The 26906-nt window shown below is 68.1% G+C and carries 29 protein-coding genes; 19 read left to right on the plus strand and 10 right to left on the minus strand.

Features of this window, described 5'->3' with window-relative positions:
• The first annotated feature begins 113 nt into the window (after positions 1–113).
• From E1H18_RS17655 to E1H18_RS17680, 6 genes are all read left to right on the plus strand, one after another.
• On the plus strand, positions 114–2597 hold the full coding sequence (locus E1H18_RS17655; RefSeq protein ID WP_194248061.1) for a PAS domain-containing protein: 2484 nt from the start codon (positions 114–116) through the stop codon (positions 2595–2597).
• Between the two features lie 10 nt (positions 2598–2607).
• Complete coding sequence (folP, locus tag E1H18_RS17660; protein ID WP_172270876.1) at positions 2608–3432, plus strand: dihydropteroate synthase; 825 nt, start codon at positions 2608–2610, stop codon at positions 3430–3432.
• Between the two features lie 80 nt (positions 3433–3512).
• Entirely contained in the window at positions 3513–3869 is a 357-nt protein-coding gene (locus tag E1H18_RS17665) for a response regulator (RefSeq protein WP_172270878.1), read from the plus strand.
• Positions 3870–3908: 39 nt separating this feature from the next.
• Positions 3909–4712: a bifunctional hydroxymethylpyrimidine kinase/phosphomethylpyrimidine kinase gene (thiD, locus tag E1H18_RS17670; protein ID WP_172270880.1), complete on the plus strand. Its 804-nt coding sequence runs from the start codon at positions 3909–3911 to the stop codon at positions 4710–4712.
• Positions 4709–5287 carry a nucleotidyltransferase family protein gene (locus E1H18_RS17675; protein WP_172270882.1) on the plus strand — a complete coding sequence of 193 codons (579 nt, stop codon included), beginning with the start codon at positions 4709–4711 and terminating at the stop codon, positions 5285–5287. Before thiD ends, E1H18_RS17675 begins: the two co-directional genes overlap by 4 nt.
• Positions 5288–5364: 77 nt before the next feature.
• A complete protein-coding gene (locus tag E1H18_RS17680) occupies positions 5365–6186 on the plus strand; it encodes a PhzF family phenazine biosynthesis protein (protein WP_172270884.1) in 822 nt (273 codons plus the stop codon).
• 6 nt (positions 6187–6192) lie between these two features.
• Here E1H18_RS17680 and E1H18_RS17685 read toward each other — a convergent pair whose 3' ends face one another.
• Together E1H18_RS17685 and rpsU are read right to left on the minus strand one after the other, a co-directional pair.
• Positions 6193–6534 (minus strand): hypothetical protein, encoded by a 342-nt coding sequence (locus E1H18_RS17685; protein WP_172271229.1) that lies wholly within the window; start codon positions 6532–6534, stop codon positions 6193–6195.
• A 217-nt stretch (positions 6535–6751) separates the two neighbouring features.
• Positions 6752–6985 carry a 30S ribosomal protein S21 gene (rpsU, locus tag E1H18_RS17690; protein ID WP_096053900.1) on the minus strand — a complete coding sequence of 78 codons (234 nt, stop codon included), beginning with the start codon at positions 6983–6985 and terminating at the stop codon, positions 6752–6754.
• A gap of 182 nt (positions 6986–7167) precedes the next feature.
• Between rpsU and E1H18_RS17695 the strand changes: the two genes are divergently transcribed.
• Positions 7168–7845, plus strand: coding sequence for a COQ9 family protein (locus tag E1H18_RS17695; RefSeq protein WP_172270886.1), 678 nt, complete (start codon positions 7168–7170; stop codon positions 7843–7845).
• A 142-nt stretch (positions 7846–7987) separates the two neighbouring features.
• On the opposite strand, the gene E1H18_RS17700 is transcribed toward E1H18_RS17695, so the two are convergent.
• Positions 7988–8497, minus strand: a complete 510-nt coding sequence (locus E1H18_RS17700) for a DUF1465 family protein (protein WP_172270888.1) — start codon at positions 8495–8497, stop codon at positions 7988–7990.
• 192 nt (positions 8498–8689) lie between these two features.
• Positions 8690–8896: a DUF1192 domain-containing protein gene (locus E1H18_RS17705; protein ID WP_172270890.1), complete on the minus strand. Its 207-nt coding sequence runs from the start codon at positions 8894–8896 to the stop codon at positions 8690–8692.
• A gap of 76 nt (positions 8897–8972) precedes the next feature.
• Here E1H18_RS17705 and E1H18_RS17710 point away from each other — a divergent pair, with 76 nt between their 5' ends.
• Both E1H18_RS17710 and E1H18_RS17715 read left to right on the plus strand, forming a co-directional pair.
• Positions 8973–9950 (plus strand): NAD(P)H-quinone oxidoreductase, encoded by a 978-nt coding sequence (locus tag E1H18_RS17710; protein ID WP_172270892.1) that lies wholly within the window; start codon positions 8973–8975, stop codon positions 9948–9950.
• Between the two features lie 144 nt (positions 9951–10094).
• Positions 10095–10808, plus strand: a complete 714-nt coding sequence (locus E1H18_RS17715) for a DUF1013 domain-containing protein (protein ID WP_172270894.1) — start codon at positions 10095–10097, stop codon at positions 10806–10808.
• A 77-nt stretch (positions 10809–10885) separates the two neighbouring features.
• Here the strand turns inward: E1H18_RS17715 and E1H18_RS17720 are convergent, their stop codons facing one another.
• The gene (locus E1H18_RS17720) at positions 10886–11059 is read right to left on the minus strand and encodes a YdcH family protein (RefSeq protein WP_172270896.1); all 174 of its coding nucleotides are present in this window, start codon (positions 11057–11059) and stop codon (positions 10886–10888) included.
• Between the two features lie 129 nt (positions 11060–11188).
• Between E1H18_RS17720 and E1H18_RS17725 the strand changes: the two genes are divergently transcribed.
• The 3 genes from E1H18_RS17725 to E1H18_RS17735 are packed head-to-tail and all read left to right on the plus strand — an operon-like array spanning position 11189 to position 12570.
• Complete coding sequence (locus E1H18_RS17725; protein WP_172270898.1) at positions 11189–11818, plus strand: UbiX family flavin prenyltransferase; 630 nt, start codon at positions 11189–11191, stop codon at positions 11816–11818.
• Positions 11819–11823: 5 nt separating this feature from the next.
• Positions 11824–12285: a TIGR02444 family protein gene (locus E1H18_RS17730; protein WP_172270900.1), complete on the plus strand. Its 462-nt coding sequence runs from the start codon at positions 11824–11826 to the stop codon at positions 12283–12285.
• A gap of 57 nt (positions 12286–12342) precedes the next feature.
• Positions 12343–12570, plus strand: coding sequence for a YdcH family protein (locus E1H18_RS17735; protein ID WP_172270902.1), 228 nt, complete (start codon positions 12343–12345; stop codon positions 12568–12570).
• Here E1H18_RS17735 and E1H18_RS17740 read toward each other — a convergent pair.
• Together E1H18_RS17740 and E1H18_RS17745 are read right to left on the minus strand one after the other, a co-directional pair.
• On the minus strand, positions 12567–12929 hold the full coding sequence (locus E1H18_RS17740; RefSeq protein WP_172270904.1) for a response regulator: 363 nt from the start codon (positions 12927–12929) through the stop codon (positions 12567–12569). The two genes, E1H18_RS17735 and E1H18_RS17740, sit on opposite strands and share 4 nt — an antisense overlap.
• Positions 12930–13024: 95 nt before the next feature.
• Positions 13025–13741: a GGDEF domain-containing protein gene (locus E1H18_RS17745; protein WP_172270906.1), complete on the minus strand. Its 717-nt coding sequence runs from the start codon at positions 13739–13741 to the stop codon at positions 13025–13027.
• A gap of 273 nt (positions 13742–14014) precedes the next feature.
• On the opposite strand from E1H18_RS17745, the gene purE reads away from it, so the two are divergent.
• The 4 genes from purE to E1H18_RS17765 all read left to right on the plus strand — a co-directional run bounded on the left by purE (position 14015) and on the right by E1H18_RS17765 (position 19503).
• Positions 14015–14506 carry a 5-(carboxyamino)imidazole ribonucleotide mutase gene (purE, locus tag E1H18_RS17750; protein ID WP_172270908.1) on the plus strand — a complete coding sequence of 164 codons (492 nt, stop codon included), beginning with the start codon at positions 14015–14017 and terminating at the stop codon, positions 14504–14506.
• 9 nt (positions 14507–14515) lie between these two features.
• The gene (locus tag E1H18_RS17755; protein ID WP_172270910.1) at positions 14516–15601 is read left to right on the plus strand and encodes a 5-(carboxyamino)imidazole ribonucleotide synthase; all 1086 of its coding nucleotides are present in this window, start codon (positions 14516–14518) and stop codon (positions 15599–15601) included.
• Positions 15602–15830: 229 nt separating this feature from the next.
• Entirely contained in the window at positions 15831–17132 is a 1302-nt protein-coding gene (locus E1H18_RS17760; protein ID WP_172270912.1) for a cation:proton antiporter, read from the plus strand.
• Positions 17133–17175: 43 nt separating this feature from the next.
• Positions 17176–19503: a GH92 family glycosyl hydrolase gene (locus tag E1H18_RS17765; RefSeq protein WP_172270914.1), complete on the plus strand. Its 2328-nt coding sequence runs from the start codon at positions 17176–17178 to the stop codon at positions 19501–19503.
• A 47-nt stretch (positions 19504–19550) separates the two neighbouring features.
• On the opposite strand, the gene E1H18_RS17770 is transcribed toward E1H18_RS17765, so the two are convergent.
• Positions 19551–21923, minus strand: coding sequence for a PBP1A family penicillin-binding protein (locus tag E1H18_RS17770; RefSeq protein WP_172270916.1), 2373 nt, complete (start codon positions 21921–21923; stop codon positions 19551–19553).
• Positions 21924–21977: 54 nt separating this feature from the next.
• On the opposite strand from E1H18_RS17770, the gene E1H18_RS17775 reads away from it, so the two are divergent.
• Positions 21978–22469, plus strand: a complete 492-nt coding sequence (locus E1H18_RS17775; protein WP_172270918.1) for a YcgN family cysteine cluster protein — start codon at positions 21978–21980, stop codon at positions 22467–22469.
• 85 nt (positions 22470–22554) lie between these two features.
• Entirely contained in the window at positions 22555–22974 is a 420-nt protein-coding gene (locus E1H18_RS17780) for a hypothetical protein (RefSeq protein WP_172270920.1), read from the plus strand.
• Positions 22975–23048: 74 nt separating this feature from the next.
• Here E1H18_RS17780 and rpmE read toward each other — a convergent pair whose 3' ends face one another.
• Positions 23049–23279 carry a 50S ribosomal protein L31 gene (gene rpmE / locus E1H18_RS17785; protein ID WP_172270922.1) on the minus strand — a complete coding sequence of 77 codons (231 nt, stop codon included), beginning with the start codon at positions 23277–23279 and terminating at the stop codon, positions 23049–23051.
• Between the two features lie 124 nt (positions 23280–23403).
• Here rpmE and E1H18_RS17790 point away from each other — a divergent pair, with 124 nt between their 5' ends.
• The gene (locus E1H18_RS17790) at positions 23404–25260 is read left to right on the plus strand and encodes an ABC transporter transmembrane domain-containing protein (protein ID WP_172270924.1); all 1857 of its coding nucleotides are present in this window, start codon (positions 23404–23406) and stop codon (positions 25258–25260) included.
• Between the two features lie 159 nt (positions 25261–25419).
• On the opposite strand, the gene E1H18_RS17795 is transcribed toward E1H18_RS17790, so the two are convergent.
• Positions 25420–26706, minus strand: coding sequence for an MFS transporter (locus E1H18_RS17795; protein WP_172270926.1), 1287 nt, complete (start codon positions 26704–26706; stop codon positions 25420–25422).
• Positions 26707–26906: the final 200 nt, after the last annotated feature.

The following is a 26906-nucleotide window of genomic DNA, read 5'->3' on the forward strand; positions in this document are numbered from 1 at the left end:
CGCCCGCCGAGATTTTTCATCGACGAACCGCAACCGTCCCGCCAAGTGGGCGTTGCAAGCTCAGGGCGCGTGTCGACGCAGACGCGGCCTGGGGGCTCTGCTATTTGGACACCATGACTGTCGCCGACGAGCCCTCGCACTCGCCTTCCAATTCGCCCCTGATCCCCGCCTTCCTGACCGGTGGCGGCGAGATGGGCGCGACGGTGGCGGGGCGCGACTGGTCCGGCTCCATGCTGGGGGCGCCCGAGGGCTGGCCGCCGGCGCTGAAGGTGGCGACCGGCATGATGCTGGCCTCGCCGATTCCCTCGTTCCTGGCCTGGGGCGAAGACGCGGCGGTGCTGCACAACGACGCCGCCAGAAACTTGCTCGGCGCGGCCAACGCCACGGCCCTGGGCGCGCCGTTCACCGAAGTGTTCCCGATCCGCGAGGGCCTGTCGCTGCTGGCCCGGGCGCAGGCCGGCGAGAGTGTGGTGCGCGAGACGGTCGGCTTCACGCGGCCCGACGGCGAGGCGGCCTGGTGCAACCTGCTGTTCTCGCCCGTGCGCGACGAGAATGGGCTGGTCCAGGGCGTCCTGGTCCACTGCAACGACGTCACCGAGCGCGTGCGCCTGGAGCACGCCCGCATCGCCGACGAGCGCCGCTATCGCGCGCTGTTCGAGTCGATGGACGAAGGCTTCTGCGTCATCGAATTCCTGGACGGGCCATTCGGCCCGCTCAGCGACTACGTGCACATCATGGCCAATGCGGCGTACGAGCGCCACGCCGGTATTCCCAATGTCGTGGGCCAGAAGCTGCGCGAGATGGTCGGCGAGGAAGCCGACGCCTGGGTGGCCCGCTATGGCGCGGTGCTGCGCACGGGCGAGCCGATCCGTTTCGAGCAGGAGCTGGTCGCTACCGGCCGGCACCTGTCGCTGTCTTCGTTCCGCATCGAGCCGCCCGAGCTTCGCCAGGTGGCGGTGCTGTTCCAGGACGTCACGGCTCGCAAGCAGGCAGAGGCGGAACTGCGTCGCCTCAACGAGACGCTGGAAGCCCGCGTCGCCCAGGCCCTGGCCGAGCGCCGGCTGCTGGCCGACATCGTCGAGGGCACGAACATCTTCGTCCAGGTCGCCGACATGGACCTGAACTGGCTGGCCATCAACGGCGCCTCAGCCGGCGAGTTCGAGCGGATCTTCGGCATGCGGCCGCAGGTCGGCGACAACATGCTGGCCCTGCTGGCCGACAAGCCCGAGCATCAGGCCTCGGTCCGCGCTGTCTGGGAAAAGGCGCTGTCGGGCGAGGCCTTCGTCGAGATCGGCGAGTTCGGCGAGGAAGGCCGCGAGCGGCGCTACTACGAAATGCGCTTCCACCCCCTGCGCGACGCCGAGGGCGTGCAGGTCGGAGCCTATCAGTTCGTCTACGACGTCACCGAGCGCCTGGCCGAACAGGAACGCCTGCGCGAGGCCGAGGAGGCTCTGCGCCAGGCCCAGAAGATGGAGGCGGTCGGCCAGCTGACCGGCGGCCTGGCCCATGATTTCAACAATCTGCTGGCGGGGATCTCGGGCTCGTTCGAGATGATCGGCGCGCGTCTGGCCCAAGGGCGCGGCAGCGACGTCGAGCGCTATCTGGCGGCCGGCCAGGGCGCGGCGCGGCGCGCGGCGGCCCTGACCCATCGCCTGCTGGCCTTCTCGCGCCGCCAGACCCTGGCTCCGCGCTCGGTGGTCATCAATCGTCTGATGGCCGACTTCGCCGAGCTGGTGCGCCGCACGGTCGGGCCTGGCATCAAGGTCGAGATGGTCGCCGCCTCCAGCCTGTGGCCCACCCTGGTGGACGCCAACCAGCTGGAAAACGCGCTGCTCAACCTGTGCATCAACGCCCGCGACGCCATGCCGGACGGGGGGCGGATTACCATCGAGACCGGCAACCGCTGGCTGGACGCCCGCACCGCCCGCGATCACGGGCTGGAGCCGGGCCAGTACGTTTCGGTCTGCGTCAGCGACACCGGCGCGGGCATCGACAAGGCCACGCTGGAGCGGGTGTTCGACCCGTTCTTCACCACCAAGCCGATTGGCCAGGGCACGGGCCTGGGTCTGTCCATGGTCTATGGCTTCGCGCGCCAGTCCAACGGCCATGTCCGGATCTATTCCGAGGTGGGCGAGGGGACGATGGTCTGCCTTTACCTGCCGCGCGCCTTGGGCGAGGAAGAGGTCGCGCCGGTCGAGCCCACAGCGCCGGCCGCTCAGGCGCAAGGCGGCAAGACCGTGCTGGTGGTCGACGACGAACCCACGGTGCGGATGCTGGTCGTCGATGCGCTGGCCGAGCTGGGCTACGCCTGCCTGGAGGCCCCGGACGGCGCGACCGGCCTGCGGATCCTGCAGAACAACGACGCGATCGACCTGCTGATCACCGATGTCGGCCTGCCTGGCGGGCTGAATGGCCGGCAGGTCGCCGACGGCGCGCGGGCGCTACGGCCCGACCTGCGGGTGTTGTTCATCACCGGCTATGCCGAGAACGCGGTGCTGAACCACGGCCATATCGAGCACGGCATGGAAGTGCTGACCAAGCCCTTCGCGGTCAGCGACCTGGCCGCCCGGGTCGACCGGATGCTGCGCGAGGCGTAGGCTTTTCCAGATGAGCACGGACCAGCGCCCGACCATCACACGACCAAGAGTGATGGGGATCGTCAACGTCACGCCCGACAGCTTCTCCGACGGCGGCAAGCACTTCGACTCCGCCGCGGGCGTCGAGCACGCTCGCCGCCTGATCGCCCAGGGCGCCGATATCCTGGACATCGGCGGCGAGAGCACTCGGCCGGGCGCAGCGCAGGTCGCTGAGTTCGACGAGATCCTGCGCGTGGTCCCGGTGATCGAGGCGATCCGCAAGGCCAGCGACATTCCGATCTCGATCGACACCCTCAAGCCTGGCGTTGCGAAGGCGGCCGTCGCCGCCGGGGCGACGATCTGGAACGACGTCGCCGCCTTGCGCTACTCGCCCAACGCCCCGGAGGTCGCCGCCGAGCTGGGCTGCGAGGTCGTCCTGATGCACATGCTGGGCGAGCCCGGCACCATGCAGGACGATCCGCGCTATGACGACGTCGTCGCCGAGGTCGAGGCCTTCCTGCTGGCGCGGGCCTTCACCGCCATGGCCGCCGGGGTGTCCAAGGACCGTATCTGGCTGGATCCCGGCATCGGCTTTGGCAAGACGGTGGCGCACAACATCGCGCTGCTGAAGGCCCTGCCGCGGTTTGTCGCCCTGGGCTATCCGGTCCTGCTGGGGGCCAGCCGCAAGCGTTTCATCGCCGGCATCGACCCGTCGGCTGGCGAGGCCACGGACCGTCTGGGCGGCTCGCTGGCGGTTCATCTGCACGGCGCAGCCACCGGCGTGGCGGCCGTTCGGGTCCACGATGTGCGCGAGATGGTTCAGGCCCTGGACGTCCAGGCTTCGATTCTGGGTTGAACTGCGACTCGGTCTCGCTTGTCGGAGATGGAATCACTTGTCCTAATATCGGGGGACGGCTTTTCGAAAGCTGGTGAACAATGCGACCACGACACGCCCTGATCATCGAAGACGAAATTCTGATCGCGATGGAAATCGAGGAACTCCTTAAAGAGCAGGGGTTCACGACGGTAGCCATCGCCGAGAGCCCGCTTGAGGCTCTGGACTGTGCGCTCAAACGAAAGCCGGATCTGATCACGGCAGATTACCGGATCGTGGGTGGCACCGGCGTCGAGGCGGTCTCGATGATCATGGCGCACCTGGGTCCGATCCCGGTCGTCTATGTCACCGGCCACGCCAAGGCCATGGGGGAGCAGGACAACGGCGTCGTCGTCCAGAAGCCGATCCTCCCGCGCGCCCTGGCCGGCGCCTGGCAGCACGCGCTGCAGGCGGCTTAGGGCCTCCCCAACCCTCCGATTCCCGCCTAAACACCGGGGATGTCCAAAGCGCACCAAGGCCGCGTCCTCGTCATCGCCGGATCCGATTCCGGCGGCGGCGCAGGCATCCAGGCCGACATCAAGACCATCACCGCCTTGGGCGGTTACGCCGCCACCGCCGTCACGGCGATCACGGTGCAGAACACCCTGGGCGTCACCGGGGTGCATCCGATCCCGCTGGACGTGATCGCCGCCCAGGCCCGCGTGGTGCTGGACGACATCGGCGCCGACGCCATCAAGACCGGCATGCTGGGCGACGCCGGCGTGGTCGAGACGGTGGCCGCCGCCATCGATCATGCGGCAGGCGTCCCGGCCGTCGTCGATCCGGTGATGATCGCCAAGGGCGGCGCGTCCCTGCTGGCCGAGGCCGCGATCGGCGCAGTGAAGAGCTTGATGATCCCGCGCGCGGCCCTGCTGACGCCCAATGCTCCCGAGGCCGCCGCTCTTACCGGCCTGAGCGTGGAGACCACCGACGACCTGCGTCGCGCCGGCGAGGCCCTGCTGGCCATGGGCGCCCAGGCCGTGCTGATGAAGGGCGGCCATGTCCCCGGTGACCGCGTCGTCGACGTGCTGATGACCAGCGCCGGCGAAACCACCTTCGAGGGCGAGCGAATCGAGACCCGCCACACCCACGGCACCGGCTGCACGCTCGCGTCAGCCTGCGCTGCCGGCCTGGCCCAGGGCCTGGCCCTGGAAGAGGCCGTGGCCCGGGCCTGGAACTATGTCCACGAGGCCATGCTGCGCGCCCCGGGTTTCGGCGCCGGCCATGGCCCTCTGGACCACGGCTGGACGCTGCGCGCATGACGCTCGAGGCTCAGCTGGAAGAGATCGTCCGCGCCACCCCGATGACCTGGGCGGTGCTCCAGACCGTCCGCGACCTGGACCTGCCCGATTGGATGATCTTCTCGGGCGCGGTCTACCAGCCGGTCTGGAACCACCTGACGGGGCGGCCGCTGGACTACGGCATCAAGGACTACGACGTCGCCTATCACGACGACAGCGACACCAGCTACGAGGCCGAGGACGTCGTCATCCAGCGCGTCGCCGCCGCGTTCCAGCCGCCGCTGCGCGAGCTCGTCGAGGTGCGTAATCAGGCCCGGGTCCATCTGTGGTTCGAGAAGAAGTTCGGCGCCGACGAGCCCTATCCGCCGCTGGAGGACAGCGCCGCGGCCCTGAAGCGCTTCGTGGCCACGGCCTTCTGCGTTGGCGTGCGGCTGGAGAAGGACGACAGCTTGCGCATCTGGGCCCCGTTCGGCCTGGAGGACCTGTTCGCCAAGCGCCTGCGGCCCAACCCGCTGCGGGTCAAGGGCGCGGGCGGCTGGGAGCGCACCACCGGCTCGGCCAAGGCCCGCTGGCCCGAGATCAGCATCGAGGGCTGATTGTAATCGGGACAATATAGGCTTTGCGTCCGTCTCGACGGGCGCATACCAGCGGTGTCCAGCTTGGGAGATCGCTTATGCGCCAGTGGACCGTCGACGCCTTCGCCAGCGCCCCGTTCAAGGGCAATCCGGCCTGTGTGGTCGAGCCGTTCGAGCAATGGCCCTCCGACGCCTGGATGCAGGCCCTGGCCGCCGAGAACAATCAGGCTGAGACGGCCTATCTGCTGAAAACCGCCGACCCGGCCCGCTACGGCCTGCGCTGGTTCACGCCCGCACGCGAAGCACCGCTGTGCGGCCACGCCACCTTGGCGGCGGCCCACACGCTGTTCCTGGAGATTGGCGTCGACGTCCCTTTGCTGACCTTCGACACCCTGTCGGGGCCGCTGACCGTCAGGCGCGCCGGCGAGGGACTGGAAATGGACTTCCCGGCTGATCCGCCGCGTCGCACGGACGTCCCGGCGGGACTGGTCGACGCGCTGGGCGTCACGCCGGTCGAGGTCTGGGCCGGCGCCTATCTGATCGCTGTGTTGCAGGACGAAGCGACGGTGCGGGCGCTGACGCCGGACCTGGCGGCGCTGAAGGCGATCGGCGGCGAGGCGACGGATGGGGCGGGGCAGGTCGTGGTGGTCGCCCAGGCCGATCCTGGCCGGGCCTATGCCGTGGTCAGCCGCTTCTTCGCGCCCGCCGCAGGGATCCCGGAAGATCCCACGACCGGCTCGGCCCACTGCATCCTCATGCCGCTGTACGGCGACAAGCTGGGCGAGACGGTCCTGAAGTTCCACCAGGCCTATCCCGGCCGAGGCGGGGACCTGGAATGCGAAAGCCGCGGCGCGCGCATTCTGTTGCGCGGCCGCGGCCTGACGGTGCTTGAAGGTCGGCTCCGGGTGGAGCCGGCTTAAGGTCGCTTAGCGACGCGGGCCGTGGCCGTAGCCATAGCCATAGTCGCGGTCGTGGCGCTCATAGCGGATCTGGGCGCTGATGCGGTCGAAGCGGCGGTCCAGGTCCGCGCGTTCCCAGCCGCTCAGGCCGCCGCGACGATAGCGGGCTTCCAGGCGATTGGTCTCACGCAGTTCGCTGCGCAGGCGCTGGGCTTCGTGACGGGTCAGAGAGCCGTTGCGCTGGCCTTGGTCGATGCGGCGCTCCAGCATGTCCTGGCGCTGGTTGATCGACTGCGCCGAAGCGACGGCGGGCAGGGCGGCAGCGGCCAGGGCCGAGACCGCAACGATCGGGATCAGGATCTTCTTCATCATCGGTTCGGTTCCTCTTTCAAGTTCCGCGTCGCTCTCGGTTAGGAGGGGGAAGCGACGTTGAAGACAGAGAAACACGTCCAGCCTGAAGCGGTTCTGAGCCGCTCGTTATGTTGCGTTCATCTTGTGCGGGGCGCTGACGCCCGGCCGGAAACGACGAAAGCCGCGCGGCATGCCGCGCGGCTTTCGAAGATCTTCAGCGAAGAAGAGTCCGGATCTACCGGCTCGGCTTCTTCGGCATCGGCAGCAGGCCTTCGCGCTGGGCGCGCTTGCGGGCCAGCTTGCGGGCGCGACGGACGGCTTCAGCCTTTTGGCGAGCGCGCTTTTCCGACGGCTTCTCATAGTGCACGTGCCGCTTCATTTCGCGGAACGAGCCTTCGCGTTGCATCTTCTTCTTCAGGGCCTTCAGCGCCTGATCGACGTTGTTGTCGCGGACGAAAATCTGGACCAGGGGTATCTCTCCATTCGACAGCCCGACCAATATTCCCAAGTCCCTCTTGAGGGGCCGGGCGGGCGAACAAAACCGGGTAACCTGAGAGGGGTTCTCCCAGGCGATGAGGCGGGGCTGATAGCAGAGCGAGGAGCCGCTGTCCATGCGGGACGCGGCCTAAACACCAGTGTAGACTCGGATTTATGACACAAACCGCTTCCGCCGCCGCTCAAGCTTCGGGTCACGCTGGCGAGTCCTGGGCCGACACGGCCGAACAGCGCGTGCTGGACGAGGCCCTGCGCCTTGCGCCCCGCACGGGCTGGAACGCCAGCCTGGTCAGCCGAGCCCTTGCCGCAGTGGGTTTGTCCGACGCCGAGGGGCAATTGCTGCTGCCGGAAGGGGCGCGAGATCTCGCCGCCCTGTTGTCGCGGCGCCACGATGCGACAGCTTTGAACACGCTGGCGGCCTTCGACCTGCCGAGCCTGAAGATTCGCCAGCGAATCCGTGAGGGCGTCGTCGCCCGACTCGATGCGGCCCAGCAAAATGCCGACGTCATGCGACCGCTGGCGGCGTTCTTGGCCTTTCCGACCAATCTGGCCCTGGCCTCACGCCTGACCTGGGAATCGGCCGACGCGATCTGGCGCTGGGCGGGCGACACGGCGACCGACGAGAACCACTATTCCAAGCGGGCGATCCTGTCGGGGATTCTCGTTTCGACCCTGGCGGTCGACTTAGGCTCGGGCCGCGCCTCGGCCCTGACGCATCTCGACGCCCGCATCGACAACGTCATGGCCTTCGAGAAGTGGAAGGCGGGCCTCAAGCCGATGGATCTGGCTGCAAGCGCGGTCGGAGCGCTGGCGCGGATGCGGTACGGAAAGTAACTCACCGGTTCCCCGGCGAAAGCCGGGGCCCAGATGGAAGAGCGCTGAGGCGGGTTCTACAAGCGCCGAGCGGTTCCCGTCAGCTTAGGCGCCATGAGATCTGGGTCCCGGCTTTCGCCGGGAAGATCGGATCTATGGAGCCTTACCCCCCGAACGCCGCCGTCAGGCGGTCGAACTGGGCCTGCACCGGGCGCGGGGCCTCTTCGTTCGGCGATTCGACGTACATGCGCTGGTCCAGGCGACGCACGCGCTCGTACAGGCGCTCGGAGCGCTGCAGCAGGTTGGTCAGGCCGAAAGGCAACTCTTCCACCGCGGGCGGTGCGCCGGCGGCTTCCAGGTTCAGGCGATAGCTTTCGGCGCAGGCGGCTTCCGGGAGCATTTCGCCCTCGCGCACGGCCCGCTGGACCAGCAGCCACGAGGCCAGCTGCATCAGGCGGGTGGTCAGGCGCATGCTCTCGGTGGCGTAGTCCAGGGCGGCGTTGCGCGACAACACCTTGCTGTCATGGCGTCCAGCCCCGTCCAGATAGGCGGCGGTCTCCTCGACCAGCTGCATGCCTTCCTCGAACGTCCGGTCGAACAGTTCCGATCGCGCGAAGTCCTGGATAACTCCAGCGCGCCAAGGCGTGTCGGCGAACGCGTTCAGTTCGGTCATAGCTACTCAATGCCCCTCGAAAGGCCGCGAGGACGTCTCGCTTGGCAGAGGGACTGCAACGCCCGTGCCAGAACTCGCCGTCCCGTTGCGACCCACCCCCGACCTTCTCACGACAAGAATGCGTCCGCGTTCGGATGAGCGCTTAAGACGCCAGTAACCTCACCGAAACCTTAAAAGACCCTTAGACCGCTATTAGTCCAGGCGACCAAACAGCGCATTCGCCGCATCGCGGCCGGCTTTTTTCTTGCTCAGTTGAGCCTTGGTGCGCTCGATTTCGGCCTGCAGGGCCTCGATGCGTTCCTCCAGCTCCGCGACGCCATAGACCTCGAGATCCTCGTGGGTCGTCTCGTTCAAGGCGCCGCGCGTGAAGGCGCGGGGTTCCGCAGGCTCTTCGAACATCGGCTTTTCTCCCTTTTCTACGGGATATCTGACGCCTACCTAGGTCTCAAGGCAAGCGTGACGAGGGAGCCGGGCCATGGCTGAGACGATGACGGCGATCGCGATCGACGGCGGCAAGGGGCCGGCGGAGGCTCTTCAGGCGGTGGAGCTGGAGCGTCCCGTACCGGGACCCGGCGAGATCCTGATCAAGGTCGCCGCGGCGGGCGTGAACCGTCCCGATCTGCTGCAGCGCATGGGTTTCTACCCGCCGCCGCCCGGCGCGCCGGCGACCCTGGGCCTGGAAGTGGCCGGTGAGGTCGTTGTGGGCGCGGGCCGCTGGAAGGCCGGCGACAAGGTCTGCGCCCTGCTGGGCGGCGGCGGCTACGCACAGTACGCCGTGGTCGACGCCCGCCACGCCCTGCCGATTCCCGAGGGGCTGGACCTGATCCACGCCGCGGCCCTGCCCGAGACCGTCTTCACCGTCTTCGCCAACGTGTTCGAGCATGGCGCGCTGAAGGGCGGCGAGACTCTGCTGGTTCACGGTGGAACGTCCGGAATCGGAACAACCGCGATCGCCATGGCCAAGGCGGCGGGCGCCAAGGTCATCGCCACTGGCCGCGGCGCCGACAAGAAGGCCAAGGCGCTGGCGCTGGGCGCCGACATCGCGATCGACACCAAGGCCGAGGACTTCGCCGAGGTCGTCAAGGCCGCTGGCGGCGCTGACGTCGTGCTGGACATGGTCGGGGCCAGCTATTTCGACAAGAACCTCGACGCCCTGAACACCGGTGGCCGCATCGTCTACATCGCCAGCCTGGGCGGGGCGGTGCTGGAAGTCCCGGTGATGAAGATCATGCAGAAGCGCGCGGTGATCACCGGCTCGACCCTGCGCCCCCGCTCGTCTGACGAAAAGGCCCGCCTGGCGGCCGAAGTCGAGCGTATCGCCTGGCCCTGGGTGGCGGCCGGCAAGCTGAAGCCCATCGTCGACGCCACCTTCCCGCTGGCGGACGCCGCCAAGGCCCATGCCCACCTCGAGGCCGGAGAGCATGTCGGCAAGGTGGTGATGACGGTCGACTAGGTCGTCGCCAAGGTCCCGTCCGCTCAATAGAATAGAGCCAGGAACCCCAAAGCTCCCCGTTCCCTTTCCCGAAGAACGGGATTATAGCTTTTGCAACATCCCGCCCGGCCGAAAGGCCGGGCGCCGTCATTTCTGGAGGGCCGCATGTCCGACATCCTGATGCCCAAGGCGACCGCTGTCTGGCTGGTCGACAACACCTCGCTCAGCTTCGAGCAGATCGCCGACTTCTGCGGCCTGCACCCGCTGGAGGTGCGCGGCATCGCTGACGGCGAAGTGGCGCGCGACATCCGCGGCGCCGACCCGATCGGCAACGGTCAGCTGACCCGCGAGGAACTGGACAAGGCTCAGGCCAAGCCGGAATACCGCATGAAGGCTCAGGTCAGCCGCCACGCCGAGCTGCTGAAGCCGCAAAAGAAGGCCCCGCGCTACACCCCGGTGTCGCGTCGTCAGGACCGTCCCGACGCCATCGCCTGGTTCCTGCGTCACCACCCCGAAGTGACCGACGCCCAGATCTCCAAGCTCCTGGGCACCACCAAGGCCACGATCGAGCAGGTCCGCGCCCGCACGCACTGGAACGCCGCCAACATCAAGCCGGTCGATCCCGTGACCCTGGGCCTGGTCGGCCAGCTGGAACTGGACGCCCTGGTCAAGAAGGCCGCCGAGAAGAAGGCCAAGGACGACCTGAAGAAGGGCATCCTGCCGGAAGACCCGACCCTGCGTCCCGCCGCCGAAGCCGGCCAGTTCGAGCCCGAGGTCGAGGAAGAAGAAGTCGACTTCCGCGCCAAGCGCGGCGAGATCAAGGCCGAGGACGTGTTCGGCAAGTCGACGGGTTACGTCGACGAGGAAGACGAGGACTAGGCTTCCTCCGCGCCTGAAAAAGCAGAGGCCCCGCTCCTTGCTGGAGCGGGGCCTCGTGTTTTTCAGCTATTCCCTAGCTAGTGCATCCTGGCCCTGAGGCCCTCGATCTCTTCCTTAAGGCGCAGCTTCTGGCGCTTAAGCTCCCTAAGCATGGTTCCGTCGCTGTTGGGTCTACTGGTCTCGTCCTGGATCTTGCGATCAAGGGTCTCGTGACGGGTCCCAAGCTCGCGGATACGGGATTCGATGGCCATGGCTCTCGGCTCCTTGCTGTTGGAGACCAAAGTGAACACCGGCTGCGCGGCGCTGTCAGATCACATATGATTGCAATCGGCGGCGCTTGACGTCGCCGATCTTGCTCCTAAGTCGGACGAAAATTCACCATGACGGACGCTCCGAAGCCCCCACAAAGACCCGGTGAAAAGCCCCGGCTGGTCGTGGGAATTTCAGGCGCTTCGGGCGTGATCTACGGCATTAGAGCGCTGGACGCCTGCCGCGATCTGGAAGTCGAAAGCCACCTCGTCGTCTCCAAGTCGGCGGTCCTGACCTTGCAGCAGGAGACCGGCCTGTCGGCGAGCGAGCTCAACGAACGGGCAGATGTCGTCCACCGCGTGAGCGACATTGGGGCCGCCATCGCGTCCGGCTCGTTCCGCACCCTGGGGATGATCGTCGCGCCCTGCTCGGTGCGGACGATGAGCGAAATCGCCACCGGCGTTACGTCCTCGCTGCTGACCCGGGCCGCCGACGTCACCCTGAAGGAGCGCCGCACCCTGGTCTTGATGGTGCGCGAGACGCCGCTGCATCTGGGCCACCTGCGCACCCTGACCAAGCTGGCCGAGATGGGCGCGGTGATCGCCCCGCCGCTGCCGGCCTTCTACGCCAAGCCCACTTCGATCGATGAGATGGTCGACCAGTCGGTGGGCCGGACGCTGGACCTGTTCGACCTGTCCTGGGCCCCGGTGAAGCGCTGGGGCGAGGACCTGCAGACCATCACCGGCAGGGCCGAGGGTTAAGAGCGATGGGCTTCTGGGACTGGGCCCTGAAGGCTTACGCGCGACAACCGGTCGCAGACGCCTGCCTGCATCTGCAGGACGCCCATGGCCAGAACGTGCCGTGGCTGCTGTGGGCCGCCTGGATGGCGCAGGAGGGGCGTAGCGCCGACCTGAAGGACGCCGCCCGGATGATGCGCGCCTGGGACGTCGAGATCGGCGCGCCGCTGCGCAGCGTGCGTCGGGCGCTGAAGCCGCTGCGTCCGCCGGTCGATGAGGCGGCCAAGGAAGCGTTGCGCGATGCGGTCAAGGCGGTCGAATTGCGGGGCGAGCGCGTTCTGATGGAGAGCCTGGAGGCCTTGAGCGGGTCTTCCGGCCAGCCCATGCCGATGCTGGGCGGCCTGATCGCGGCCGCGGAGGCTGCGGGAGATCCGCCGCGCCGCTCGGCGCTGGAACAGCTGGCCGCCGCGCTCGACAACCCGAACGGCTAAGCCTTTACCGGCCGTCAGCCTTTGCTATCTAAGACGCCTAGAGGGGCCACTCGAGACATGTCCATGAACGACGATGATCCGTCGGACGATACCGACATCGCGATCGAACGTCGCATCGCGGACCTGCGCGAGGAGCACAAGGACCTGGACGACGCCATCGTCGCCCTGGAAGAGCGCTACCAGCCAGACATGCTGCAGATCGCCCGCCTGAAGCGGAAGAAGCTGGGGCTGAAGGATGAAATCGGCCGGCTGGAAGATCAGCTGATGCCGGACATCATCGCCTAGACCGTATAGCGCTGGGCCTCCAGCGCCCGGACCGTCTGCAGCAGGCTGCCCGGCGTGACCGGCTTCTCCAGCCGCGCGTCGGCGTGCTGGTCGGCCTTCAGCAGGCGCGCATTGACGCCCGAGGCCATCAGGGTGGCGGCTTGCGGGCAGCGGCGGCGCACGGCGCTGACCAGTTCGCCGCCGCTCATGCGCGGCATCGAATGGTCGGTGATGACGAGGTCCGGCGCGAAGCTGTCCAGGGCCTCGAACGCGGCTTGGCCATCGGCGCACAGCATCACGTCGAAGCCGGCTTCGCTCAGGGTGATTTGGTAGATCATCGAGAGGACGGGATCGTCCTCGGCGACCAGAATACGCTGCATCGAACCCGCCCAGACATGCTTAACAGACTATGAAATCTGTATCTCGCCGAGCTGGGTAGAGTCGCCGTGCGATAAGGTCGCATGACCGACAGTTGTCAGGCGACGGTCTTGCGCTTGCGGAGGAAGACGGAGGCGTCGGCCTCGGCCAGGGCGACTTCCGGATCGCCGCCGGGCTCGATCTCGCGCACGCCATACGAGATGTGCAGCGGCACCGACCATTCGCCGAACTCGACGGGACGCGAGCGGACGGCCTCGGCCAGGATCTCGGCCTTGGTCAGCGCCATCTCCTGGTCTGCCTGGCACAGCAGCACGGCGAACTTGTCTCCGCCCATGCGGCCCACCACGTCGCTCTCGCGGACATTGGCCAGCAGGCGCTTGGCCACCACTTTCAGGGCCTCGTCGCCGGCGGTGTGGCCGAAGCGGTCGTTGACGCTCTTGAAGTTGTCGAGGTCGAAGAACACCAGGCTGGCCGACGAGCCGGAGCGCTGGGCGAAGGCGGCGACGCGCTTGGCCTCGCGCAGGAAGGCGCGACGATTGAGCACGGGGGCCAGGGCGTCCATGTCGGCCAGGCCCTGCGCTTCGTTCAGGCGCAGCTTCAGCGAGGAGACCTCGTTGCGCAGGTCCTCGATCTCGCCCATCAGGGTCTGCAGGGCCTCGACGACCTGCGGCGACATGTCCGCTTCGCTCAGGCCGAGGAAGGCGGCGCTGTCGGGCGCGGCGACTTCGCGCGCGACCACCTGAGCCCCCGCGCGGACCAGGGCCCGCTTGCGGATGGCGGCGAAAGGTTCGGTCCGGGCGCCGGTAATCTTCATGGGGCGATCTTCATGGGCTTTACGCGTGAATCGCTATTGCACAGCTTGGCTATGGTTAACGGGAACGATGTTCCGCGCAAAGAGGGGCGCGAAGACGTCGCAGGTACGCGCCCGCGATCAGAGCCTTTGCGCCCAAGGCTTGACCACGTCCATTGGACGAAATCGCGCAGGTTCCTCAAATCATTGATCCGCCCCGTGTCGTTTTGGGCTTGCATGGCGGGTAAGGCGCGCATACGGGGCGGCCTTCCATTTGCGCCGAAAGGGAACGACGCCATGGCCGCCGCTACGCCTCCAGTCGCCATCATCATGGGCAGCCGCTCGGACTGGCCGACCATGAAGGGCGCGGCCGACGCGCTGGACGCCCTGGGCGTGGCCTATGAGGCCAAGGTCGTTTCGGCTCACCGCACGCCCCAGCGCCTGTTCGACTTCGCCACGGGCGCGGAAAAGGCCGGCTACAAGGTGATCATCGCCGGGGCCGGCGGCGCGGCGCACCTGCCGGGCATGGCGGCCTCGATGACCAACCTGCCGGTGCTGGGCGTGCCGGTGCAGTCCAAGGCGCTGAGCGGGCTCGATTCCCTGCTCTCGATCGTTCAGATGCCCGGCGGCATTCCGGTGGCGACCCTGGCGATCGGCGAAGCCGGGGCCAAGAACGCCGGCCTGCTGGCCGCCCAGATCCTGGCCCTGTCGGACGCGGGCCTGAACCAGCGCCTGACGGCCTATCGCGCCGCCCAGACCGACAGCGTCGCCGAAAGCGTCGAGGACTAAGAAGAGACAATGGCCGAGTTTCCCCTGGTTCCTGGTTCGACCATCGGCGTCCTTGGCGGGGGACAGCTGGGCCGCATGCTGGCTCTGGCCGCCGCGCGCCTGGGCTTCGACGTCGTCATCCAGGACCCGGAAGAGAATTCGCCCGCCGGCCGCGTCGCCGCCCGCCAGATCGTGGCCGCCTATGACGACCGCTGGGCGCTGAAGCGCCTGGCCGAGGCCAGCGATGTCGTCACCTACGAGTTCGAGAACGTGCCGGCCGACACCGTGGCCGAGCTGGCCGCCTTGGGCGCGATGGTCTCGCCGGGCGCCAAGGCCCTGGCCGCCGCCCAGGACCGGGTGGTGGAAAAGAGCTTCCTGGCCGAGATCGGCGTGCCGACCGTGGCCTTCGCCCCCGTCCACGACAGCGAGAGCCTGGCCGCCGCCGTGGCCAAGATCGGCGCCCCGTCGCTCTTGAAGACCCGCCGCGAGGGCTATGACGGCAAGGGCCAGGCCTGGATCCAGAAGGCCGCTGACGCCGAGGCCTCATTCGACAAGATCGGCCGCCAGGACGCCATCCTGGAAGCGCCGGCCGACTTCGGCCGCGAACTGTCGGTGATCGCCGCCCGCGGCCGCGACGGCGAGATCGCCTGCTATCCGCTGGCCGAGAACCATCACGAGGGCGGCGTCCTGCGTCGCACTGTCGCCCCGGCCAAGGTCACCCCGGCGACCCGCGACCAGGCCGAGGCCATCGCCGCCAAGATCCTGACCGCGCTGGATTATGTCGGCGTCATCGGCGTGGAGCTGTTCGAACTGGCCGACGGCAAGCTGCTGGTCAACGAGTTCGCCCCGCGCGTCCACAATACCGGCCACTGGACCCAGGACGGCTGCGAGGTCGACCAGTTCGAGCAGCACATCCGCGCCGTCGCCGGCTGGCCCCTGGGGCCCACCGCCCCGCACCACCACGTCGAGATGACCAACCTGCTGGGCGCCGACGTCGACGCCTGGAAGAAGCTGGCCGCCGAACCCGAAACCCGCGTCCACCTCTATGGCAAGGGCGAGGCCCGCCCCGGCCGCAAGATGGGCCACGTCAACCGCCTGCGGCCGCTGCGGGATTAGGGCTTAGCGCCCCCTCCGTCTCGCCGCCTATCGGCGCCGATCCACCTCCCCCGTTTCACGGGGGAGGATGAGCTTCCTTCTCCTCCCCCGTGAAACGGGGGAGGTGGCCCGAAGGGCCGGAGGGGGCGCTCTACTTCCTTGCGTGACAACGCTGTCTCCCTCCGCTAGCGTTCCGCCAGGGATTGGAAACGCGACCGTCAAAAGGCGGCGCTCCGGGGGAATTTACGCCATGACTCCAGCTGAACTCAGCGTCGCCTTCTTCCTGCAGATGGCGGTGATCGTCGCCACGTGCCGGGCCATGGGCTGGCTGGTGAAGCGGTTCTTCGACCAGCCGCAGGTCGTGGGCGAGATGATCGCCGGCGTGATCCTGGGCCCGTCGCTGTTTGGCCTGCTGGCCCCCGAGCTGCAGGCGACGCTGTTCCCCAAGGAAACCAAGTCGGTGCTGTTCGTCGGCGCCCAGCTGGGCGTCGGACTCTACATGTTCCTGGTCGGGCTGGGCTTTCGCAGCGACCATTTCAAGGCCAACGCCAGGAGCGCCGTGGCCGTGTCGCTGTCGGGAATGGCCGCGCCGTTCCTGGTCGCCATCGCCCTGACGCCGTGGCTGATGAGCATGAGCCTGTTCGGCAAGGGCGTGCAGCCGCTGCAGGCCACGCTGTTCATGGGCGCGGCGATCTCGATCACCGCCTTCCCGGTGCTGGCCCGCATCATCCAGGAGCGCGGCCTGACCAAGACGCCGCTGGGCACCCTGTCGCTGTCGGCCGGCGCCATCGACGACGCCGGCGCCTGGACGGTGCTGGCCATCGTGCTGGCCAGCTTCGGCGGCGGCGCGGCCGTGGCGGTCAAGGCGATCGTCGGCGGCGGAGCCTTCGCGCTGTTCATGTTGACCCTGGGGCCGAAGCTGCTGGCCCCGCTGGGCCGCATCGCCGAGCGCGAGGGCAAGCTGTCGCCCGCGCTGCTGGGGGTGATCGTGGCGCTGTTCATGTTGTCGGCCTGGGCCATGGACGCGGTCGGCCTGCACTCGGTGTTCGGCGGCTTCATCCTGGGCGTGACCCTGCCGCGCGGCCTGCTGACCCGCGAATTGAAGAAGCAGCTTGAACCGCTGGCGCTCGCCCTGCTGGTGCCGATGTTCTTCACCTTCTCGGGTCTCAACACGCAGCTGACCATGGTCAACAGTCTCAGCCTGGCGGCTGTAGCCCTGGTGATCCTGGCCGGCTCGATCCTGGCCAAGGGCGCCGCCTGCTGGGCCGCCGCCCGCCTGAACGGCCAGGACAACGCCACCGCCATGGGCATCGGCGCCCTGATGAACGCCCGCGGCCTGATGGAGCTGATCATCATCAATATCGGCCTGCAGAAGGGCATCATCGGCCCGGCCCTGTTCTCGATGCTGGTGGTCATGGCCATCGCCACCACCCTGATGGCCAGCCCGCTGTTCGAGCGGGTCTACGGCAAGGCCGCCCGCGCGCGGGGCGAGCTGGGGGCGCTGAACGAGGATGATGACGACGGCGCGCCGGCTCTGGCGACGGCGCGGTAGGCGCTGCTAGGGTGGCGTTTCGCCAAGGTTGCGGAGTCCTCCCATGCGCTTTCGTCTCGCCCTGCTCGCCGGCCTCTCGATGCTGGCGGCGAGCCCCGCCCTGGCGCAGACGGCCTACGAGTCGGTGGATCCGTTCATCGGCACGGGCGGGGACGGCCACACCTTCCCGGGTGCGGTCGTGCCGTTCGGCATGGTGCAACTGAGCCCCGACACCGACATCCTGCCCTTCAAGCAGAGCTATGCCCGCGCGGCCGGCTATCGCTTCGGCGACCCGACCATCCTGGGCTTCTCGCATACGCACTTCTCGGGCTCGGGCCACTCGGATCTGGGCGACATCCTGCTGACCCCGGTGACCGGCGAGGCGAAGCTGGAGCCGGGCGAGGCCGACAAGCCGGGCTCGGGCTACCGGTCACGCTACAGCCACGACAGCGAGGTCGCCCAGCCGGGCTACTACGCGGTGACGCTCAGCGACAGCCAAGTGCGCGCCGAGCTGACGGCGGGCCTGCGCTCGGGCCTGCACCGCTACACTTTCGCCAAGGGGCAAAAGGCCCAGGTGCTGATCGATCTGCGCACCTCGATCTACAACTACCCGGGCAAGGTGCTGTGGTCGCGGCTGCGCGTGGCCCCGGACGGGACGATCACCGGCTATCGCGAGACGCGCGGCTGGGCGCCCGGCCGCAAGCTGTTCTTCGCCATCAGGTTCGACAAGCCGTTGGTGGGCCAGGCCTTCCACAACCGCGAGGCCGACATCCCCTACAAGGGCTTCGCCCAGCCGGGGCGCACGCCGAACGATCGCGCCCAGGTGCAGGGCAGGGCGCTGGTCGGCGTCTTCGACTTCGGCCCGATCGACGGCCCGCTGACGGCCAAGGTGGCGCTGTCGTCGGTCAGCGAGGACGGGGCGATCGCCAACCTCGCCAGCGACGAGCCCGGCTTCGACTTCGACGCCCAGCGCGGCCGCGCCAAGGCGCTGTGGGAGAAGGCCCTGGGGGCGGTCGAGATCGAGGCCCCGGCCCCGATGAAGAAGACCCTCTACACGGCGCTCTACCATACCCTGCTGGCCCCCAGCGTCTTCGCCGACGCCGATGGCCGCTATCGCGGTCCCGACGACCAGGTGCACGAGGGCAAGCTGGACGGCCGGGCCTTCACCTTCCACTCGACCTTCTCGCTGTGGGACACCTTCCGGGCCGAGCACCCGTTGCTGACCCTGGTGCAGCCCGAAAGCTACACCAACGACGTGGTCAACTCGCTGATCGCCTCGCAGCGCGTCAGCCCTTACGGCCTCCTGCCGGTCTGGCAGTTCCACGGTCAGGAAACCTGGACGATGATCGGCTACCACGCCGTGCCGGTGATCGCCGACGCCTGGATGAAGGGCATCCGCGGCTATGACGGCAAGGCGGCCCTGGACGCCATGGTCAAGAGCGCGACCTACGCCCCCTATGGCGGCCTCGGCGACTACATGACGCTGGGCTATGTCGCGATCGACAAGGAGCCGGAAGCCGCCTCCAAGACCGTCGAATACGCCTATGACGACTGGACCATCGCCCGCATGGCCAAGGACATGGGCCAAGCCGACGTCGCGGCGACCTTCGACAAGCGCGCCGGCTTCTGGCGCAACAGCTTCGACGCCAAGACCGGCTTCCTGCGGGCCCGCAAGAGCGACGGCGCCTTCCGCGAGCCCTTCGACCCGACCGCGATCAACTATGGCTCGGACTATACCGAGGGCAACGCCTGGCAATATTCCTGGTTCGCGCCGCAGGACCTGGGCGGTGTGGTCAAGGTGCTGGGCGGCGACGCGGCGACGGTGAAGAAGCTGGACGCCATGTTCGACTTCGACAATTCCAAGCTCGACTACAGCCACGCCGAGGACATCGCTGGCCTCATCGGCCAGTACATCCACGGCAACGAGCCCAGCCACCACGTGGCCTATATGTACAACTACGCCGGGGCGCCGTGGCGGACCCAGGCGCGGCTCAGCCAGATCGTGAAGAGCCAGTACAAGCCGACCCCTGACGGCCTGTCGGGCAATGACGACCTGGGCCAGATGTCGGCCTGGCTGATGTTCACCAGCCTCGGCTTCTACCCCGTGACTCCGGCCTCGAACGAGTACGCCATCGGCCGCCCCTTCGTGGACAAGGCAGCCCTGAACCTGCCGAACGGCAAGCGCTTCACGGTGAGCGCCGAGGGCATGACGGACGCGACGCCTTACGTGGCCAGAGTGACCCTGAACGGCAAGCCGCTGACGCGGGCCTACCTCAAGCACGAGGAGATCGTCGCCGGCGGCGACCTGGTCTTCACGATGAGCGCCACGCCCAACAAGACCTGGGCGACGAAGGCGGCGGACCGGCCGGCGTCGATGACCGGATATCGCTAGGGCCACCCGCCATCGTCATCCTGCGCATAAAGCGCGGGATGACGGGGTTAGTAAGGCAGCTGCTCCGGCGCCGGTTGGGCGGGCGCGGTGGGCTGCAGGGTCTCGGCTGCTTTCGCCGCCGCCTCCAGCTCCGAGGCCGCCCGGGCGAACTCGGCCGACAGGGTCTCGTAATAGCCGTTGCGCGGGTCCGGCGTGGTCTGCGGCGCGGGGTCAGGCAGCAGCCAGGCGAAGTCGCGGATGGCCAGAGGTTGGTGGGCGGTCATCATGAAGCGGCGCCAGATGCTGGCGGGGATGTCGCCGCCGACCACCTTGTTCATCGGCTTCTCGTCGTCGTTGCCGACCCAGACGCCGGTCACATAGTCGGGCGTGAAGCCGACGAACCAGGCGTCGCGCCAGTTCTGGCTGGTGCCGGTCTTGCCCGCCGTCGGGCGGCCGAAGGCGGCGCGCTTGGCGGTGCCGTCCGAGACCACCTTCTTCATCATCTTGACCATGATCGAGGCGTGGCTGATGTCGTAGACGCGGCGCTCGGCCTGCGGGGCCTGATGCTGGAAGATCTGGCGACCGTCCTGGGTGATGATCGATTCGATGACGTAGGGCTCAAGCCGCACGCCGCCCTGCTGGAAGACCTGGAAGCCCGAGGTCAGCTGCAGGAGATTCACCTCGTAGGAGCCCAGCGACACCGACAGGTCCGGACGCGGCGGCAAGCTGGTGATCCCGAAGCGGCGCACAAGGTCGCCAATCGCGGCGGCGCCGGCTTCCTTGCCCAGCTTCACGGCCACGGTGTTGGTCGAATTGACCAGGGCCTGCTCGACGGTCATCGGACCGCGATAGCCGCCGCTGTAGTTGGCCGGCGCCCAGTCGCCGAACTTGACCGGCTCGTCGACGCGCACGTCGGTGGGCAGCACGCCCTTCTCGACCGCTGCGGCGTAGATGAACGGCTTGAAGGTCGAGCCCGGCTGACGTTTGGCTTGGACCGCGCGGTTGAACGGGCTTTCGCTGTAGCTGGTCCCGCCGACCATGGCCCGCACCGCGCCGTCGGCCGACAGCGACAGCAGGGCCGCCTGGGTCGCGCCCGAGCGGACGGTCTCGGTGGCCATGGTCTGGCGCACGACCTCGGCGCCTTCGTGCTGCAAGGTCGGATCGATGGTCAGGCGCACCACCAGGTCGGGCGCGTTCTGGCCGGCGATCTTGACGGCCTCGGTGGTGGCGTAGTCCAGCACCCAGCCGTAGTCGCCCTCGTCCTGCAGGGCCAGCGGCGACAGGCGCGGGGTGTCGTCCAGCGCGCGGCTTTCCTGCTCGGCGGTGATCCAGCCTTCCTTGCGCATATTGGCCAGGATCAGGCGCGAGCGGGCGAGCGCCCGCTCCATGTCGTTGGTCAAAGCGAGGCGCGACGGCGCCTTGGGGAGACTGGCCAGTAGAGCGGCTTCCGACAGGGTCAACTGGCTGGCGGGCTTGCCGAAATAGGTCTGGGCCGCGCCGTCGACGCCGAAGGTGCCGGCCCCGAAATAGATGCGGTTCAGATAGAGTTCGAGGATCTCGTCCTTGCTCAGCACCTGCTCCAGCCGCCAGGCCAGCAGCATCTCCTGAAGCTTGCGCTTCATGACCCGATCGGGCGTCAGGAACAGGCCCTTGGCCAACTGCTGGGTCAGGGTCGAGGCGCCCTGGCGGGTCTTGCCGGCGCGGAAGTTGATCCAGACGGCGCGGCCGATGCCCTGCACGTCGATGGCGCCATGCTTGTAGAAGCGCTTGTCCTCGGCCGCCAGGAACGCCATCGGCACGTAGTTGGGCACCGAGCCCACGGTGATGCGCTGGCCATAGCGCGGGCCGCGCGTGGCGATCACCTGGCCGTTGCGGTCCTCGAAGCGGATGCCCGGCGCGCGGTTGACGGCGAACAGCGCCTCGCGCGAGGGCAGGGGCGGGGTGTCCTTCAGGTACTTGAACCAGACATAGGCCGCGCCGCCGCCGGCCGCGAGCACGCCGACCACGAACGAAACCAGCAGCAGGCCCCAGATCCAGCCCCACTTGCGAGCCTTCTTCTTGGCCGCGTGATGCTTGAGGTCCGCACGGAAGGGCTCCTCAGGGGGAGGAGGAGGAGGCGGCGGCGGCGGATTGGACGGCGGCGAGCCGCCCCACTGCAGGGGCGGGCTGTCGGAGAACTTGAACGGATCGCGCAGCGGCGGCTCGGGCGCCCACGGGTCGTGCGCAGGCGGGGGCGGCGGAGCCCGCTGAGGCGCGGGCCGGGAGGGCGCAGGCTTGGGCGCCTGGGGCGCTGGAGTCCTGGGAGCTGGAGCTTGGGGAGCCGGAGCTTGGGGCGTAGGAGTCTGGGGCGCAGGCGGCGTCGGTCCCTGCCCCTGGCCTTCCGGCTTCCTGGGCGGTTCCTTGTCGTCGAACTTGTAGGGCGGCAGCGTCCAGTCGTTCACGGTGCGTCGTCAGGCTCTGTTGGTCCCCGGGTCAATCGGGTTTAGGACGGCGCCATGACGCCACACAAATATTTCTGGCAGACGAAGACGCTCGTGCAAATGACCGTCCCCGAGTGGGAAAGTCTATGCGATGGCTGCGGACTTTGCTGCCTCGTTCGCTTCGAAGACGAAGATACCGGCGAGATCATCCCCACGCGGGTGCATTGCCAGCTGTTCGACGAGCACCGCTGCCAATGCAAGGACTATCCGAACCGCCGCAAGACGGTGCCGGACTGCATCAAGCTGACCCCGCACAATATCGAGGACCTGGAGTGGATGCCGCCCTCCTGCGCCTACCGCCGGCTGCATGAAGGCAAGGACCTGCCGCAGTGGCATCCGCTGGTCACCGGCGATCCCGACAGCACCCACAAGGCCGGCGTCTCGATCCGCGACCAGACCGTGTCGGAGCTGAGCTTCGTCGACGCCGAGGACGCCATGGACTTCGTGGCGACCGACCTGATGCGCGACCGTGGGGACGATCCATACGAGCCGGACGAGCAAGACTGAGCGCCCCCTCCCGAAGGGGCGGGGAGGGCGCTTGCGGCTGCCGGCGCCCTCCCCATCTCGGGTAGAGCTTCACCGGAGCCTGCGCATGTCGTTGCTGATCGCCGCCCTGATCGGGCTCCTGGCCCTGACGGTCTCGCGCGAGCCGGGCGGGACGTTATGGCGGATGCTCGTGGACTGGCCCGCGCGGCGGCTCGGTGCGATGAGCTGGCGGACGATGCTGGCCGGGGCTGTCGTGACGGCCTTCGCCATCTTCGCCGCCGAGCTGGTCATCGCCGATCTCGTCTGGGTGCTGGCCTTCGACATCATCGGCTGGGTCGAGCTGTTCGCGGCGACCCTGCTTGTCACGCGGCTGGCGCCGGGGTGGCGGTCGTTCAGGGCGCTGCTTGGAAGCGGGGTTCGACGCGTTGTGGGACTGCGGCCCCGCTCTGCGCGCGCACGCAGGATCCCGCTTCCGGCCAAGGTCTCAGATGACCCCGACCCCAGTTGGGGCCTGGCCTTCGCCTGACCCCCAGATACAGAAAAAGCCGGCCCGCGATGCGCGGAGCCGGCTTTTCGTCGCCCTTACGGCGAGAAGGGTGCTTAGGCCTTCTTGCCGGTGAAACCGGCGAACTTGGCGTTGAAGCGCGAGACGCGGCCGCCGCGGTCCAGCAGTTGGGCGTTGCCGCCCGTCCACGCCGGATGGGTGCGCGGGTCGATGTCGAGCGCCAGGTTCGAGCCTTCCTTGCCGTACGTCGAACGGGTTTGGTAGTTCGAGCCGTCCGTCAGGGTGACGGTGATGAAGTGGTAGTCGGGGTGAATGTCTTGTTTCATGGCGGCGATCCAGTCCGACTAAGCCGGCGAGTGTGAATTTGGATAAGCGCCATCCACGCACGCGCGGGGTGGCCCTCGAAGACGGGCGGCTATAAAGAACCCGCGCGAATTTGGCAAGGGACTGTTGATGACCGACGTGAACGGCGGCGAGCAAAAGGTTGATGGCCGCCCCGGCGCAGGGGCCGCCTTGGCCCAGGGCATGGCCGAAGCCGGCGCCAAGCGCGAGCGTCGCAAGGACATCCGGCCCCTGTTGCATCTGCTGCCGTTCATCAAGGCCCACAAGGGCGATGGGCTGGCGGCGGGCTTCTTCCTGCTGTTCTCCACGGGCGCGACCCTGGGCCTGACGGCGGCCTTCAAGCAGGTGATCGACAAGGGCTTCGCCGGCGGCGGGGCGGAGGCCGACATCAATGGCGCGTTCCTGGGCCTGGGCGTGGTGGCCCTGGTGCTGGCCATCGCCACGGCGGCCCGATTCTTCTTCATCACCCGCCTGGGCGAGCGCGTGGTCGCCGACCTACGCGGCGCGCTCTATGGCCACGTCCTGAGCCTGGATCAGCGCTATTTCCTCAAGACCCGCACGGGCGAGGTGCTGTCGCGCCTGACCACCGATGTCGGCCTGGTCGAGCAGCTGGTCGGGACCTCGGCCTCGGTCGCGCTGCGCAACACGCTGAGCCTGGTCGGCGGCCTGGGCTACATGGCGGTGGTCTCGCCCAAGCTGGCCGGCTTCATCATGTTGATGGTGCCGGTGATCCTGGCGCCGATGTTCTTCTTCGGCCGCAAGGTGCGCAGCCTGTCGGTCACCGCCCAGGACCGGTTCGCCGACGCCGTGGGCTATGCCGGCGAGAGCCTGGACGCCCTGGAGACCGTGCAGGCCTTCGGACGCGAGGCGGCCTCGACCGCCCGGTTCGGCGACGCCGTCGAGACCGCCTACAAGGCTTCGGTCAAGCGCATCACCGCCCGGGCGCGGATGACGGCCATGGTCATCGTCCTGGCGTTCGGCGGCGTCACCCTGCTGCTGTGGATGGGCGCGCGCCTGGTCCTGGCCGGCGAGATGACCGGCGGCACCCTGGCCCAGTTCGCCATGCTGGCGGTGATGGCCGCGGGCTCGATCGGGGCCTTGGGCGAAGTCTGGGGCGACGTCCAGAAGGCCTCGGGCGCCATGGAGCGGATCTCCGAGCTGCTCAACTCGCAGCCCGACATCGCCGCCCCGGCCGCGCCGGCGACCTTGCCCAGCCCGGCCAGGGGCGCGATCGCCTTCGAGAACGTCACCTTCGCCTATCCCGGCCGCCCGGACCTGCCGGCGCTGAACGGCTTTTCCCTGGACGTGCAGCCGGGCGAGACCGTCGCCCTGGTCGGTCCTTCGGGCGCGGGCAAAAGCTCGGTCCTGCGCTTGCTGCTGCGCTTCTATGATCCGCAGGTGGGCGGCATTCGCCTGGACGGCGTCGACCTGCGCGACGCCGATCCGTCGGAGGTGCGCGCGCGCATGGCGCTGGTAGGCCAGGACTCGCCGCTGTTCTCGGGCTCGGCCCTGGACAACATCCGGTTCGGCCGCGCCGGCGCCAGCGACGCCGAGCTGAAGGCCGCCGCCCAGGCCGCCCAGGCCGCCGGCTTCCTCTCGGCCCTGCCGCAGGGTTTCGACACCCCGGTCGGCGAGCGCGCCAAGACCCTGTCGGGCGGCCAGCGCCAGCGCCTGGCCATCGCCCGGGCCCTGGTCCGCGAGGCCCCGATCCTGCTGCTGGACGAGGCCACCAGCGCCCTGGACGCCGAGAGCGAGCGCTTGGTGCAGCAGGCCCTGGCCACGGCCATGGAAGGTCGCACCACCCTGGTCATCGCTCACCGCCTGGCCACCGTGCTGAAGGCCGACCGGATCGTGGTCATGGAGGAAGGCCGCGTGGTCGAGCAGGGCAAGCACGCCGAGCTCTACGCCAGGGGCGGCCTCTATGCCCGTCTGGCCCGTCTGCAGTTCGGCGTCGAGGCGGCCTGATAGCAGGGCTTAATGCCTACTAAATTGATCTGATTTGTCGCGACCGCTCTGTGACGCCACGGTCGGATACCGGCCGACGCGAGATCTTCGCGTCGGCGGCTCCTTTCTGGCGACGCGACCATGGCCGACGAAACACGCCCGCCGACCGCTCGCGAAGACCTAGTCCTCGGTGATGAGGCTGGTCTTCCGGGTGTCGGGCATCCGCAGGTAGACGATCAGCGACACGCCGATCATCGCCGTGACGTAGATGTAGAAGCCGCGCTCCATCCCCTGGCCCTTGAACCACAGGGCCACATACTCGGCGGTGCCGCCGAAGATGGTGTTGGCCAGGGCGTAGGGCAGGGCCACGCCCAGCGCGCGGATGTGGGCGGGGAACAGCTCGGCTTTCACCACGGCGTTGATGGCGGTGTAGCCGGTGACGATCACCAGCGCGCCCAGCACCAGCAGGAAGGCGGCGAACGAGCTGCTGGTGGTCTCCAGCGTGCGGAAGATGATGAAGGTGAAGGCCACGCCCAGCACGCCGAAGCCGACCATCAGCGGCTTGCGGCCGATGCGGTCCGACAGGGCGCCGGCCACAGGCTGCAGCAGCATGTAGACGAACAGCGCCGCCGCCGTGATCGCGGTGGCCGACTCGCGGCTGAAGCCCGAGGTGTTGACCAGGAACTTCTGCATGTAGGTCGAGTAGGCATAGAAGGCCAAGGTGCCGCCGGCCGTCAGCAGCACCACGGTCAAGGCCTGCTTGGGGTGGTGGCGAAACAGCGCCCAGCCGCTGGACTTGGCCGTGGAGTCGCGCTTGGCGGCCACAAAGCTGCTGGTCTCGCTAAGACCGCGGCGGATGTAGAACACCACGATGGCCAGCACCCCGCCCGCGGCGAAGGGAATGCGCCAGCCCCAGCTTTCCAGGTCGTGCACCGGCATGATCGCCTGCAGCAGCAGCAGCACGCACAGGGCGATCAGCTGGCCCGAGATCAGGGTCACGTACTGGAAGCTGGAGAAGAAGCCGCGGTTCTGCTTTCCGGCCATTTCCGACAGATAGGTCGCCGAGGCGCCGTACTCGCCGCCGACCGACAGGCCCTGCAGCAGGCGGGCGGTCAGCAGGATGGCCGGGGCGAAGATGCCGATCTGGTCGTAGCCGGGCGTCACGGCGATCATCAGCGAGCCGGCGCACATCAGGGTGACCGAGAAGGTCAGGCCCGCCTTGCGGCCCTTGCGGTCGGCATAGATCCCCATGATCCACGCGCCGACCGGACGCATGATGAAGCCCACCGCGAAGATGGCCGCGGCGCTCAGCAGCTGGGCGGTCGGGTGGTCGGAGGGGAAGAAGGCCGGGGCGAAATAGAGGGTGAAGGCCGAATAGGCGTACCAGTCGTACCACTCGACCAGATTGCCGGCGGAGCCGCCGATGATCGACTTGATCCGCTGGCGGCGGTCCAAAGCATCCTTCAAGGTCTCTTCTCCCCGGTCTTCATCGTTCTGGCGGCGGAGCAGGGTCCGGCGGCGCGCGCAATGGCGACGCAATCATCCGGGCCTTGGCCCCCCTGTCCTGTCAAAACGAACGGCGCGAAAATTTCCGCCATAGGATCGTATCGTCAATCGCGATCGCGCGCGGCAAGAGCCTCGGCGCCCATATTCGATCGCAAACTGCG

This window comes from Caulobacter sp. RHG1, assembly GCF_013181195.1.
Classification (GTDB): domain Bacteria; phylum Pseudomonadota; class Alphaproteobacteria; order Caulobacterales; family Caulobacteraceae; genus Caulobacter.